Consider the following 13227-nt stretch of genomic DNA (forward strand, 5'->3'; position numbering starts at 1 on the left):
CGGTCTTTCAGGCCGACAATCTGCGCCATACGCCCTTCGATGCCGATCGGCATATCGCAGATATTGAGAATTTTGGCGTTCGGACGCAGGCGACGGGTCGCTTCCGCGACAATCGCTGCCGGATTGGAGTAGTTCAGCATCCACGCGTTCGGGGAGTACTGCTCCATATAATCCACCAGCTCCAGCACGCCGCCGATAGAGCGCATGCCGTAGGAGATGCCGCCCGGGCCACAGGTTTCCTGGCCCAGCACGCCGTGGCGCAGCGGGATTTTTTCATCTTTTTCACGCATTGGGTATTTGCCCACGCGGATATGCGCCATCACGAAATCGACATCGGTAAACGCCGCTTTCGGATCGGTGGTGTAGCTGAATTCAATCTCCGGAGCCTGCTCCTTAAGGATGATTTTGCACGCTTCGGCGATGGTCTCCTGACGCGCGCCGTCGTTGTCATAAAACTTCAGGGCGCGCAGCGGGAAACGGTCACGGTTGGCTAACAGCATCAGGACGATACCAGGCGTAAAGGTGCTGCCGCCGCCTGCAATGACAACTGAGAATTTTTTCATGATATAGCCTCTGTCAGGGTGGTTTGTTCATTCGTTAAGGGCGTTTTCATCAGCGATTCCAGCTGGTCGCGCACCTGAGGAACGTGCAGGCCGACAATCACCTGAATGCCGTTGCCGCGTCGCACCACGCCGTGGGCGCCAAGGGCTTTGAAGACGTCATCGCTTTGCGTTTTCGCCATATCGACCAGGGCGATGCGCAGGCGGGTGGCGCAGTTGTTGATGCTTTCGATGTTGGCCGCACCGCCAAGCGCCTGCAGGAACCCGGCGGCCTGTCCGACCTGCTGGCTGGCCGCCGCCGGGGCGGTGGTTTGCCCGCGCGCCGCCTTATAGTCGGCCTTGCTGTAGAGTTTGATTTCGCTCTCTTCCCGGCCCGGCGTTTTCAGGTTCAGACGCGCAATCAGCGTTTTGAAGACCACGAAGTAGATCCCGGTAAAGCAGAGGCCAATGCCGATCTGGGTGAAGACCGTCGCGGCGTGGTTATGGAACATCGGGATCCAGTTTTGCGGCAGGAACTGGTCCAGCAGGCCGCCGCCCATGTTGCCGACCACGCCGAAGGCGTACATCACCGTCGCCATGGTCGCCGCCAGCACGGCGTGAACGGCAAACAGCAGCGGCGAGATAAACAGGAAGGTGAATTCGAGCGGTTCAGTAATGCCCACCAGCACCGCGGTAAGCGTGGCCGGGACCAGCAGCCCCGCGACCTTGACGCGGTTTTCCGGCGAGGCGGTGTACCAGATCGCCAGCGCAATCCCGATCGAACCGAACACTTTTGAGTTACCGTGCAGGGCGAAGCCGCCTTCCGGGAAGAGGGTTTTCAGCGGCAGGGTGCTCTGGCTGAATTCCTGCAGATGCTGCGCCCAGTAGACCTGAATCCCGCCCTCAACCGCCGCCGGGCCGAAGATGAACGGACCGTAGACGAAGTGGTGCAACCCGGTTGGGATCAGAATGCGTTCCAGGAAGGTATACACCCACACGCCCAGCGCCCCGGCAGAGCGCAGGAACGCCTGCAGAGACTCAATGCCCATCTGCACTTTCGGCCAGCCCAGCAGCGTCAGCCAGGCGCAGGGGATCATGACGAAGAACGCGAGGATAACGACAAACGAGCTGCCCTGGAAAATCCCCAGAAACACCGGCAGCGGCTTGTCAAAATAGCGGTTGTGGATGGCGGTGACGATGCCTGAAATCACGATGGCACCGATGATGCTGGTATCGAGCGTTTTGATCCCGGCAATCATCGCCAGCCCGCTACCCGCCGTCGGTTCGGCGGAGAAGTCGACGCCGAAGAAGTGGCCCCAGGTCATCCCCATCGCGTTGATGAAGTAGTTCCAGGTCAGGAAGCTAATCAGCACGGCCAGACAGGCGCGGCCCTGGGCCTGCTTCGCCAGGCCAATCGGCAGGCCGACGGCAAAAATCAGCGGCATATTGCGGAACACCGCCCAGCCGCCCTCTTCAATGATATGAACAATCTGCGCGAAAAGATGATCGGGGGCCGTTAAGGCTTCGCCGACAAACAGCGGGTTGCGAAGCATGATGGCGATTCCCACCACGATCCCGGCGAACGGAAACAGCAACACCGGGGTAAACATGGCACCGCCAAAACGTTGTATTTGACTGAGCATTTTTAAATCCTCATGAAACAACCTGTAGGGGTAGAGGCCTTTATGGTTTTTTGCTGGCCTGAGGTGAGCATAAGAACTTACTGATGCGCGAACATGGCGTGCCGCTGCGATTCGTGATCGCATTCATGGTTTTATTTTGACCAATCAGGTCTACTTTTTGCGGTAAATATGGACATGTCAGGACGCCATCCACGCCCTGATAAGGGCAGAGAGGTCTACTGGTGATCTACAAATCTATCGCCGACAGATTGCGGCTGCGGCTGAATTCGTCGGACTACAACATCGGCAGCCCGCTGCCGGGCGAGAAAGCGCTGGCGCAGGAGTTCGGCGTGGCGCGAATGACCATCCGCAAGGCGCTGGATCTGCTGGTGAGCTGGGGGCTGGTTGAGCGCCGACACGGTAGCGGAACGTTTGTGTCACGCAAAGACGTTCACCACGAAACCACCAACCTGACCGGGCTGGTGGAGGTGCTGCGCCAGCAGGGAAAAGAGGTGCAGAGTAAGGTCTTACAGTTCGAAGTGATGCCCGCCCCGCCCGCCATCGCCAGCCAGCTGCGGATCCAGGTGGATGAGCGGATCTACTTTTCCAGACGGGTGCGCTATGTGGACGGAAAACCGCTGATGCTGGAAGACAGCTTTATGCCGGTGAAGCTGTTCCGCAACCTGTCGCTGGCGCATCTTGAAGGGTCAAAGTTTGATTACATCGAGAAGGAGTGCGGGATCACCATCAGCGGCAACTACGAGAGCCTGACGCCCGTGCTGGCCGATAAACAGCTGGCCGGTTATATGAACCTGCCGGAACAGACGCCGCTGCTGCGTATCACCTCGCTTTCCTACAGCGACAGCGGCGAGTTCCTTAATTATTCCGTGATGTTCCGAAATACCAGCGATTACCAGGTGGACTACCATTTGCGGCGCATCCACCAGGAAGATTTACTAGCTCATCCCCCAGAACAGCACCGCCAGTAGCTGTGGAGTGATGATGCGCAGGAACATCACCAGCGGGTAGACGGTGGCATAGGAGAGCGCTGCCGCGCCGCTGGTGGCGTGCAGGTTGTTGGCAAAGGCCAGCGCGGGCGGATCGGTCATGGAACCCGCCAGCATGCCGCACAGCGTCAGGTAGTTCATTTTGGCGAACATCCGCGCCAGTATGCCCACCGTCAGCAAAGGAATAGCCGTGATAAATATGCCGTAACCGACCCAGCTCATCCCTTCGCCCTTGATCAGGGTGTCGACGAAATCCCCGCCGGACTTCAGCCCGACCACCGCAAGGAACAGCACGATGCCCAGCTCGCGCAGCGCCAGGTTAGCGCTTGGCGGCATAAACCAGTAGAGCTTGCCGATGCAGCCGATACGCCCGAGGATCAACGCCATAATCAGCGGCCCGCCCGCCAGGCCCAGCTTGAGCGCCACCGGGAAGCCCGGCACGTACACAGGGATAGAACCGAGCAGCACGCCGAGCCCGATACCGATAAACACCGGCAGCATCTGCACCTGCTGCAGTTTCTGCTGGGCGTTACCCACCATATCCGCCACGGCGTCAATGGACGAGGGGCGACCGACCAGGTTGAGGATATCCCCGAACTGCAGGCTGGCCTCCGGGCTGGCGACCAGTTCAACACCCGCACGGTTGAGGCGGGAGATCACCACGTCATAGCGCTCTTTTACCTGCAGATCGCGTATTTTCTTGCTCAGTACGTGCTCGTTGGTCACCACAACGCGTTCCACCCGCATATCGGTGCCGCGGGTTGAGAGCGAGGTATCCACTTCCTGACCAATCACCAGCCGCGCGTTATTTAAATCCCCGGGCTGACCGACAAGGTGCAGCAGATCGCCTTGCTGAATGACGGTGCCGGGTGCGGGGACCATCAGCATATCGTCGCGCTTAAGGCGGGAGCAGATGATATTGGCGCTGTTCAGGATCGGCACGTCCTGAATCGCCATATTATTCAGATTAGGGTTATCGACCCGAATATTGATGGTTTTGATCGGCATATGGCCGTTGGTGAGCGTGGTTTCATGGTCCTTCGCCTCTTTGTCGACGTTAATGCGAAACAGGACGCGGACCAGCCACATGGAGAGCAGAATGCCGCAAATGCCAAACGGATAGGCCATGGCGTAGCTCATCCCCATCTGGTCGACAATGCCGGGTTCGATACCCAAATCGCGAAGGATCTGCTGCCCCGCGCCGAGCGCAGGCGTGTTGGTGACCGCCCCGGAGAAAATGCCCAGCACTACGGGGAGCGGGATATCGAAGATTTTGTGCAGAATCGCTGTGACCAGCCCGCCCATTATCACAATGCCGAGGGCAAACAGGTTGAGCCGTAATCCGGAGACCCGAAGTGAGGCGAAAAACCCCGGTCCCACCTGAATACCGATGGTGTAAACGAAGAGGATCAGGCCGAACTCCTGGGTAAAGTGGAGCATTTCGGCGCTCAGCACCAGCCCGAGCTTGTCGGCAAAGTGCCCGACAAAAATGCCGCCAAACAGTACCCCGCCTATCCCAAACCCGACGCCGCGGATTTTGATATTCCCTATCCACAGGCCAACAACAGCGACCAGGGCCAACACGCTTACGGTTAACGCGATATCACTCATGATCCACTTCCTTGGCATAACCTTAGTTATGCTAAGGATTCTCTCAGAGCCGTGGGCGGTTGTATGGGCGATGGCGCACAAAAAAGCCCTGTCGTGGCAGGGCTTTATCTTTTCACCCTCTCCCTGTGGGAGAGGGCCGGGATGAGGGCACCAGCCCGCACACTGTTAACTGTTTAACGCCGGCCGGTCGCTAATGGCGATACGCTGCGGCGCGATGGCTTCCGGCACGTTACGGGTCAGGTCGATATGCAGCAGCCCGTTTGTAAACGTTGCGCCGGAGACGTCCATATGGTCTGCCAGAGTAAAACTCAGGCTAAACGGCTGATTAACCAGCCCCTGATGCAGCCATTTGGTCTCGGTCTCTTGTTTCTCCGGCGTACCTTTCACGGTCAGACGCGTGCCTTCGAGCTGGATATCCAGATCCTCCTGGCGGAAGCCGGCCAGCGCCAGGGTGATGCGATAGTGGTTATCGTCGCTTTTTTCGATGTTGTAAGGCGGAAAAGTCTGTTGCTCAGCGGTGTTTTGCAGGGCGTTAGCCAGTTTGTCAAAACCAATCCACTGACGAAGCAAGGGGGATAAATCGTAGTTACGCATACTAAATCTCCTTCTGAGAAGCGAGTTCGGCACAATTTTTTGTGCGCAGTTGTTCCTGCAAATCCAGGTGGATTCGCATATGCTCCCGTTACGGCAAGCAAGTCCGGGTGGGCCGCTCGCGCGACCCGCATAATTAGTTAATTTCGATACGACGCGGTTTTTTCTCTTCCGGAATCACACGTTCCAGTTCGATAAACAGCAGGCCGTTGACCAGGTTCGCGCCTTTCACGTGAATGTTCTCGGCTAACTGGAACTTGCGTTCAAAGTTGCGCTCGGCGATGCCCTGATAAAGGTAGGTACGTTCTTTCTGCTCGGCCGTATGGGAACCTTTCACCACCAGCAGGTTGTCCTGCGCGGTGATCTCCAGTTCGTTTTCTGCAAAACCGGCGACGGCAATGGCGATGCGGTAGTGGTTTTCGTCAACCAGCTCAACATTGTATGGAGGGTAGCCGTTGCTCTGGCTTTGGTTATTTTCTAAATGATTAAACAGGCGGTCAAAACCAATTGCAGAACGGTATAGCGGAGAAAGATCGAAGTTACGCATAAATAAAACTCCTGAAATCAGCGAGAAGTTGAAGCCTTCCACCATGGACAGGCCTTTGCGCCCCCCGAACACCCATCAGGCGAGTTCGTTATCGGGCCACATCATTAAAATGGGTCTGCAATCGGCCTTTTCAAGAACGACACCTGCACTTTTTTTTGCACTTTCCTGCATCTCGCTTAGACTGGGACAACAGCACAAAGGGTTAAATTGCGATGGCTGCCACAGTGCGGGGTTATCGGGCTATCCATTTTGGATAAGGCTCGCTATAACCCTGAGTTGAAGGTCTATGCAGTGCCATTAACGATGACTGAGTGATGATGAAAAATGTTCTGATAAAGCTGACGACGTTCAGCGGGGTTGTTTTACTTTGCGGGTGTTCGAGCGTGATGTCTCACACCGGCGGTAAAGAAGGAACATATCCGGGGACGCGAGCCAGCGCGACGATGCTCTCCGATGACGATACAAACTGGGGCACAAAATCCCTGGTAATCCTCGATATGCCGTTTACGGCCGTGGCGGATACGCTTCTGCTGCCGTGGGATATGTTTCGTAAGGACAACTCCGTACGCTCACGGGTAGAAAAAAGCGAGCAGGAGAATCTGGCGACAAACGCCGTCATCCCGCCCGCTGACATGCCTCCACGCTAGCGCTGCGCGGTTTCCGTTACCCAAAGCTGACGGAAACCGGCTGTCTCTTCCATCCATGCAATAACGCGCCCGTCCGGAGAAAACACGACCGCATCAGCAGATGGCGGATTGCCGTGATCGGACGTCAAAAACGTCACCTCTCCGGTCTGTGCGTCGCAGCACGCGATCCTATTTTCGAGCACAAACCCCAAACGATCGCCGGAAGGATGCCAGTTAAATGCAGACTGGATATCGCTTCCGTTTCGCGTCAACTGGCGCGGCTCGCCGCCCTCCGGCGAGATCAGCCACAGCTGCACAATGCCGTTATCGTCGCGCATCAGAAACGCGATCTGTGTCCCCTCCGGGTTGCTGCGAACCCAGTGACGCGGCACGTTCACCAGGCCCGGATAGGCCCTTTGATGCGTAAAGGTCAAACGACGCTGCTTCACCCCAGCAGGCGGGGCCGGCAGGGTCTCTGCGGTGCCCTGAAGCGGCGCATCGCCCGCCCTTTTCCAGCTCTGTTCATCTTCTGGCAGGTTAACAATAAACAGTTCAGGCACTTTCTCGCCCGTTGCAGACAGGGTATCGCCGATAAACGCCAGTCTGTCGTTGCCCACCCAGCCCTCTTCGTAGGCGCGGTTAATTTCGTCGCTGCCCGGCTGCGGGTTGGGCGTCGTGCGGCTGACCAGCACGCTCCAGTAAGTCCCCGGGTATTCACGAGGATGGTTTCCCGGCGGATTCACCGGGCCATAAGGTGCCGCAACGCCGACGTTGCGTAAATCAAGCTTCGCATCGCGCACGTGCAGCACGTGGTCGTTATAGGTAAAGCTGACAAGCTGGCCGTTCGGGCTGAAGACATGGACGTGGCTGCCGCCGCGCAGCGCGCCAGGAGTGTACGGCGAAGTGATATCCATTGCGTCCAGGTTGCTCGCCTGACCGTGATGCGCAATTACCCCCTGACGATGATGAAAATCGTAGTGCCAGTCCGCATCCGGGTTTTTCGGGCCGTGGATAAAGACGTATTTCTCCTGCGCGGGATGAACGGTCACCACGCCAACGTGCGCGCCGTCAGTGGCGCGATAAATCACCTCGACCTCGCCCGTAACAACATTAACCCGCTCGATGGTTTCACCGGTGAACGATGCACCTGACGGGCGCACGTCATAGACCAGCCACTGGCTGTCCGGCGTCCAGGTATTGATGTTAGTAAGCTGGTGGTTGCGGGAAGCGAAGGTGATTTGTTTCATGAGGATACCCTGATGCGCGGTTTTCGCATCAGGGTATCGCAAGCGGGTGTTTAGTTCAGCACAAACTTCTCAATGGCGTAAGCCACGCCGTCTTCGAGGTTGGATTTGGTGACAAAATTAGCCACTTCTTTCACTGACGGAATAGCGTTATCCATCGCTACGCCCATGCCCGCGAATTCAATCATCGCGATGTCGTTTTCCTGATCGCCCAGCGCCATGATTTCGTCCGGTTTGATGCCCAGCGCGTCGGCCAGCGATTTCACGCCGGTGCCTTTATTGACGCGTTTATCGAGGATTTCAAGGAAGTACGGCGCACTTTTCAGCACGGTGTATTTCTCTTTCACCTCGGCCGGAATGCGCGCAATCGCTTTATCCAGGATCTCCGGCTCGTCGATCATCATCACTTTCAGGAACTGGGTGGCCGGATCCATCTTCTCGGCTTCACAGAACACCAGCGGAATGGTCGCCACGTAGGATTCATGTACCGTGTAGTAGCTGATATCACGGTTGGCGGTGTAAAGCGTATTGCGATCGAGAGCGTGGAAGTGGGAACCCACCTCACGGGACAGTTTTTCCAGGAACCGGTAGTCATCGTAGCTTAGCGCGGTTTGCGCAACCGTACTGCCATCTGCGGCTTTCTGCACCAGCGCGCCGTTATAGGTGATGCAGTAGTCGCCGGGCTGATTCATGTGCAGCTCTTTCAGGTAGCTGTGCACGCCCGCATACGGACGCCCCGTGGTGAGGACCACATTCACGCCCTTTGCGCGTGCCGCGGCGATCGCGTTCTTAACGGCTGGAGAGATAGTGTGGTCTGGCAGCAACAGCGTGCCGTCCATATCGATTGCAATAAGTTTGATAGCCATGAGTTCCCCGGGATAAATGAGTGCTGCCTCATGCTAACGCGATTAAGCACACAAAAATAGAGCTACCTTGCGCAACAAAAGCCCCCTTTTACGCCTATCCCGGGGAACAAAGACTTACTCGCGGGTGAGAACGATTTTACCAAACGCACCGCGATCCAGATGCTCAAGAGCCTGTTTAAGCTCGTTAAAACGGTAGCGATGCTCAATCACGGGCTTCAGGCCGGTGACATCCACGGCGCGGACGAAATCCTCCAGCGCCCGGCGGTGCCCCACGCCGATCCCCTGAATGACGGGAGATTTCAGCAACAGTTCGCCAGCCGAGAGCGAAATGTCAGACCCGGCCAGCACGCCAATGACCGAGATACGTCCATGAACGGCAACGGCGCGCAGGGAGTGCTTCAGATTCTCGCCCCCCACGGTTTCAATAATATGGTCGATGCCGCGATCCTGAGTCAGCGCCAGCGCCTCTTCAGCCCAGTCGCCTTTCAGGCGGTTGATGCCCTGGCTGGCCCCCAGCTTTTTGGCCAGCGCCAGCTTTTCATCGCTCCCGGACGTAACAATGACCTCTGCGCCGTGCGCTTTTGCGATTTGCAGGGCGAAAATCGCCACGCCGCCCGTTCCCTGTACCAGCACCGATTGCCCGGCGCGCAGCTGACCGCGTTCCACCAGTGCGAACCAGGCGGTAAGCCCCGCGCAGGGTAAGGTGCTGGCCTCTGCGTCATCCAGGGTTTCCGGCGATGCCGCCAGCGCGTCTTCCTTCACAATCACGTACTCGGCCAGCATTCCCTGGAAATAGCCGCCGGACGTTTTATAGGGCAAATTGCGCGCGTCCGCCTGCGGCTTACCGTCGATCCACTCCGGAAAGAAGGTTGAGATAACGCGGGCACCGGGCTGGAAACGCGTGACGCCTTCACCAACGCTGTCGACGACGCCCGCCATGTCAGACGCCGGGGTAAACGGGAAGGAAAGCGGAATCGGCATCGTGCCTTCAATCACCATTTTATCGCGATAGTTGAGCGCGACGGCATTCACCCTTACGCGCACTTCACCCGGACCTGGCTGGGGAATGGGCTCCTGAATAAGCGTAAGGCTCTCGCGCCCAAGGGCGCTCATCGTCCAGCGTTGCATTGTCTCGGTCATTTTTTTCTCCGGCCATCAAGTAAGCTTTAGTACCGACAGTCTACCGTTGACGCATGGTCGCCAGTGGCGATAAGTTTTCTCTATATTGACGCCAAAAAAGATACAATTCATGACCGACACGCTGAAGGATATCCCTGTTTTTGTCGCTGCCGTAGAGGCGGGAAGTTTCGCTCAGGCCGCCATTCGTCTGCATTTGTCACGCTCGGCGGTAGGAAAAAGCATCGCTCGTCTCGAGGAGCGACTGGGGGTACGGCTGTTTCAGCGCACCACCCGCAGCCAGAGCCTGACCGATAACGGCGCCCTTTTTTATGAACGGTGCCTGCGTGCGCTGGAGGAAATTCGGGGCGCAGAGTCGCTGCTTGAAACGGGGAAACAGCAGGTCAGCGGCCGCCTGCGCGTTGCCATGCCGGTACTGTTTGGCCGCCAGTGCGTCGCGCCGCTGTTGATTGAACTGGCGCAGGAACACCCCGGGCTTGAGCTTGAAATGTCGTTCAGCGACCGCGTGGTGGATCTGGTGGAGGAAGGGTTTGATATGGCGGTGCGTAACGGCACGCTTCAGGACAGCAGCGTGCTGGTCGCCAGAAAGCTGGGAGAACACCGCATGGTGCTGTGCGCCACGCCGGAGTATCTGCTGAAGAAAGGCCAGCCACAAAGCGTTAATGATTTATCCCAGCATACGGCCATCAACTATTTGAGCGCAGGCAGAGTGTTGTCCTGGCAGCTGATGGATAACGAAGGAACGTCGCACACCTTTACACCCCGGTCATCACTCAATATGGATGATTTGCAGGCGATCTGCGACGCTGCGCTGGCCGGACACGGCATTGCATGGCTGCCCTGCTGGATGGTCGTTAAAGAAATCCATCAGGGTAAACTCGTCCCGCTCCTGAAGCAGGCACCGGATGTGCATTTCAACGTTCATGCCGTGTGGCAGCAGACGCCGCATCTGCCGCTGAGGGTAAGAATAGCGATAGATACGCTGGCGAGCCGTTTACCATCCGTGATGTCGCTGGATATGCCTGCGCCCATAAAAAAGCCGCGCTAAACGCGCGGCCAGTTATCGTGCGGTATAACGTCGATTAAATATCGATATTTGCCGCTTTCAGGGCGTTCTCTTCGATGAAGGCACGACGTGGTTCAACCGCATCGCCCATCAGGGTGGTGAACAGCTGGTCTGCAGCAATCGCGTCCTTAACGGTAACGCGCAGCATGCGGCGGCTTTCCGGATCCATGGTGGTTTCCCACAGCTGCTCCGGGTTCATTTCGCCCAGACCTTTATAGCGCTGGATCGCGAGGCCGCGACGGGACTCTTTCACCAGCCAGTCCAGCGCCTGCTCGAAGCTGGCTACCGGCTGACGACGTTCGCCACGTTCGATGAACGCATCGTCTTCGATCAGGCCGCGCAGCTTCTCGCCGAGCGTGCAGATACGACGGTATTCCGGACCGGTCACAAATTCGTGCTCCAGCGGGTAGTCGGTGTCGACGCCGTGGGTACGCACGCGAACGATCGGCTCGAACTGCTGATCGGCATTCTGCTGAACATCGCATTTCCACTGGCTGCCGTGCTGCTCTTTTTCGTTCAGATCGGTCACCAGGGCGTTCACCCAGCGGGTGACGGTCTGCTCGTTGCTCAGTTCTGCTTCGGTCAGGGTTGGCTGATAAACCAGTTCCTTCAGCAGCGTTTTCGGATAACGACGTTCCATACGCGTGATCATTTTCTGCGTGGCGTTGAACTCGGACACCAGACGCTCCAGCGGCTCACCGGCCAGCGCAGGGGCGTGGGAGTTCGCATGCAGGGTCGCGCCATCAAGGGCGATCGCGATTTGGTACTGATCCATCGCTTCGTCGTCTTTAATGTACTGTTCCTGCTTGCCTTTTTTCACCTTGTACAGCGGCGGCTGTGCAATGTAGACGTGGCCACGCTCAACGATTTCAGGCATCTGACGATAGAAGAAGGTCAACAGCAGCGTACGAATGTGCGAGCCGTCGACATCCGCATCGGTCATGATGATGATGCTGTGGTAGCGCAGTTTGTCCGGGTTGTACTCATCACGGCCAATGCCGCAGCCCAGCGCGGTGATGAGGGTCGCCACTTCCTGTGAAGAGAGCATCTTGTCGAAGCGCGCCTTCTCAACGTTGAGGATTTTACCCTTCAGCGGCAGGATAGCCTGGTTCTTACGGTTACGGCCCTGCTTCGCAGAACCGCCCGCAGAGTCCCCTTCCACGAGGTACAGTTCGGACAATGCCGGGTCGCGTTCCTGACAGTCAGCAAGTTTGCCCGGCAGGCCTGCCAGGTCCAGCGCGCCTTTACGACGGGTCATTTCACGCGCTTTACGCGCCGCTTCACGGGCACGCGCCGCATCGATAATTTTGCCCACCACGATTTTCGCGTCGGACGGGTTTTCCAGCAGGTATTCGCTCAGCAGTTCGTTCATCTGCTGCTCAACCGCCGATTTCACCTCAGAAGAGACCAGCTTATCTTTGGTCTGTGAGGAGAACTTCGGATCCGGCACCTTCACGGAAACCACGGCAATCAGGCCTTCACGGGCATCGTCACCGGTGGCGCTGACTTTCGCTTTCTTGCTGTAGCCTTCTTTGTCCATGTAGGCGTTCAGGGTACGGGTCATCGCCGCACGGAAGCCGGCAAGGTGAGTACCACCGTCACGCTGTGGAATGTTGTTGGTAAAGCAGTAGATGTTTTCCTGGAAACCATCGTTCCACTGCAGCGCCACTTCCACGCCGATACCGTCTTTTTCGGTGGAGAAGTAGAAGATATTCGGGTGAATAGGCGTTTTGTTCTTGTTCAGATACTCAACGAACGCCTTGATACCGCCTTCGTAGTGGAAGTGGTCTTCTTTGTTATCACGCTTGTCGCGCAGGCGAATCGAGACGCCGGAGTTCAGGAACGACAGCTCACGCAGGCGTTTCGCCAGGATGTCGTACTCGAACTCGGTGACGTTGGTGAAGGTTTCGAGGCTCGGCCAGAAACGCACCATGGTACCGGTTTTGTCGGTGTCGCCCGTAACGGTCAGCGGTGCCTGCGGCACGCCGTGCGTATAAAGCTGACGGTGGATTTTGCCTTCGCGCTGGATAACCAGCTCCAGCTTCTGCGACAGGGCGTTTACTACCGAAACACCTACACCGTGCAGGCCGCCGGAAACTTTATAGGAGTTATCGTCGAACTTACCGCCTGCGTGCAGGACGGTCATGATCACTTCCGCTGCAGAGACGCCCTCTTCCGGGTGAATACCGGTTGGGATGCCACGACCGTCATCGGTGACGGAGACGGAGTTGTCCGCATGGATGGTGACCACGATGTCTTTACAGTGACCCGCGAGCGCTTCGTCGATAGCGTTATCTACCACCTCGAATACCATGTGGTGCAGACCGGTGCCGTCATCCGTGTCGCCGATATACATACCCGGGCGCTTACG

At 57.4% G+C, this 13227-nt stretch carries 12 protein-coding genes and 1 other annotated feature; of the genes, 3 read left to right on the forward strand and 9 right to left on the reverse strand.

What is annotated here, in order from left to right; translation table 11 throughout:
* Both ACWYRJ_RS18830 and ACWYRJ_RS18835 read right to left on the reverse strand, forming a co-directional pair.
* The coding region (locus ACWYRJ_RS18830) for a family 4 glycosyl hydrolase (RefSeq protein WP_455508417.1) at positions 1–563 on the reverse strand (563 nt) is incomplete at its 3' end.
* Entirely contained in the window at positions 560–2182 is a 1623-nt protein-coding gene (locus tag ACWYRJ_RS18835) for an alpha-glucoside-specific PTS transporter subunit IIBC (RefSeq protein ID WP_455508418.1), read from the reverse strand. The genes ACWYRJ_RS18835 and ACWYRJ_RS18830, both read right to left, overlap by 4 nt.
* A 221-nt stretch (positions 2183–2403) precedes the next feature.
* Here ACWYRJ_RS18835 and ACWYRJ_RS18840 point away from each other — a divergent pair, with 221 nt between their 5' ends.
* Positions 2404–3150, forward strand: coding sequence for a GntR family transcriptional regulator (locus ACWYRJ_RS18840; protein WP_111964249.1), 747 nt, complete (start codon positions 2404–2406; stop codon positions 3148–3150).
* Here ACWYRJ_RS18840 and ACWYRJ_RS18845 read toward each other — a convergent pair.
* The 3 genes from ACWYRJ_RS18845 to ibpA form a co-directional block, all read right to left on the reverse strand.
* Positions 3118–4779 carry a putative transporter gene (locus ACWYRJ_RS18845; protein ID WP_455508419.1) on the reverse strand — a complete coding sequence of 554 codons (1662 nt, stop codon included), beginning with the start codon at positions 4777–4779 and terminating at the stop codon, positions 3118–3120. The genes ACWYRJ_RS18840 and ACWYRJ_RS18845 overlap by 33 nt on opposite strands.
* Before the next feature lie 165 nt (positions 4780–4944).
* Positions 4945–5373, reverse strand: coding sequence for a small heat shock chaperone IbpB (gene ibpB / locus ACWYRJ_RS18850; RefSeq protein ID WP_008500161.1), 429 nt, complete (start codon positions 5371–5373; stop codon positions 4945–4947).
* A gap of 133 nt (positions 5374–5506) precedes the next feature.
* A complete protein-coding gene (gene ibpA, locus ACWYRJ_RS18855; protein ID WP_008500162.1) occupies positions 5507–5917 on the reverse strand; it encodes a small heat shock chaperone IbpA in 411 nt (136 codons plus the stop codon).
* Positions 5911–5982 (reverse strand) — a sequence feature (ROSE (Repression Of Heat Shock gene Expression) occurs in the 5'-region of heat shock genes and acts as an RNA thermometer to modulate expression.). (Overlaps the previous gene by 7 nt.)
* A 249-nt stretch (positions 5983–6231) precedes the next feature.
* Between ibpA and ACWYRJ_RS18860 the strand changes: the two genes are divergently transcribed.
* Positions 6232–6564: a YceK/YidQ family lipoprotein gene (locus tag ACWYRJ_RS18860; protein ID WP_096150942.1), complete on the forward strand. Its 333-nt coding sequence runs from the start codon at positions 6232–6234 to the stop codon at positions 6562–6564.
* Here ACWYRJ_RS18860 and ACWYRJ_RS18865 read toward each other — a convergent pair.
* The 3 genes from ACWYRJ_RS18865 to ACWYRJ_RS18875 form a co-directional block, all read right to left on the reverse strand.
* Entirely contained in the window at positions 6561–7790 is a 1230-nt protein-coding gene (locus tag ACWYRJ_RS18865) for a DUF3748 domain-containing protein (protein WP_455508420.1), read from the reverse strand. The genes ACWYRJ_RS18860 and ACWYRJ_RS18865 overlap by 4 nt on opposite strands.
* A gap of 50 nt (positions 7791–7840) precedes the next feature.
* A complete protein-coding gene (gene yidA, locus ACWYRJ_RS18870) occupies positions 7841–8653 on the reverse strand; it encodes a sugar-phosphatase (protein ID WP_008500165.1) in 813 nt (270 codons plus the stop codon).
* A 114-nt stretch (positions 8654–8767) separates the two neighbouring features.
* Positions 8768–9793 carry a zinc-dependent alcohol dehydrogenase family protein gene (locus ACWYRJ_RS18875; protein ID WP_046091926.1) on the reverse strand — a complete coding sequence of 342 codons (1026 nt, stop codon included), beginning with the start codon at positions 9791–9793 and terminating at the stop codon, positions 8768–8770.
* 109 nt (positions 9794–9902) lie between these two features.
* Here ACWYRJ_RS18875 and ACWYRJ_RS18880 point away from each other — a divergent pair, with 109 nt between their 5' ends.
* Positions 9903–10838, forward strand: coding sequence for a LysR substrate-binding domain-containing protein (locus ACWYRJ_RS18880; protein ID WP_455508421.1), 936 nt, complete (start codon positions 9903–9905; stop codon positions 10836–10838).
* A 34-nt stretch (positions 10839–10872) separates the two neighbouring features.
* Here the strand turns inward: ACWYRJ_RS18880 and gyrB are convergent.
* Positions 10873–13227 (reverse strand): DNA topoisomerase (ATP-hydrolyzing) subunit B (gyrB, locus tag ACWYRJ_RS18885; protein WP_455508422.1); only part of this gene is annotated, 2355 nt, incomplete at its 5' end.

It is taken from the genome of Enterobacter sp. (assembly GCF_977039595.1).

Excerpts from the sequence above, each read along its gene's own strand:
- ACWYRJ_RS18835 (WP_455508418.1), bottom strand. The coding sequence starts at position 2,182 with ATGCTCAGTCAAATACAACGTTTTGGCGGTGCCATGTTTACCCCGGTG.
- ACWYRJ_RS18845 (WP_455508419.1), bottom strand. The coding sequence starts at position 4,779 with ATGAGTGATATCGCGTTAACCGTAAGCGTGTTGGCCCTGGTCGCTGTT.
- ibpB (WP_008500161.1), bottom strand. The coding sequence starts at position 5,373 with ATGCGTAACTACGATTTATCCCCCTTGCTTCGTCAGTGGATTGGTTTT.
- ibpA (WP_008500162.1), bottom strand. The coding sequence starts at position 5,917 with ATGCGTAACTTCGATCTTTCTCCGCTATACCGTTCTGCAATTGGTTTT.
- ACWYRJ_RS18860 (WP_096150942.1), top strand. The coding sequence starts at position 6,232 with ATGATGAAAAATGTTCTGATAAAGCTGACGACGTTCAGCGGGGTTGTT.
- ACWYRJ_RS18865 (WP_455508420.1), bottom strand. The coding sequence starts at position 7,790 with ATGAAACAAATCACCTTCGCTTCCCGCAACCACCAGCTTACTAACATC.
- yidA (WP_008500165.1), bottom strand. The coding sequence starts at position 8,653 with ATGGCTATCAAACTTATTGCAATCGATATGGACGGCACGCTGTTGCTG.
- ACWYRJ_RS18875 (WP_046091926.1), bottom strand. The coding sequence starts at position 9,793 with ATGACCGAGACAATGCAACGCTGGACGATGAGCGCCCTTGGGCGCGAG.
- ACWYRJ_RS18880 (WP_455508421.1), top strand. The coding sequence starts at position 9,903 with ATGACCGACACGCTGAAGGATATCCCTGTTTTTGTCGCTGCCGTAGAG.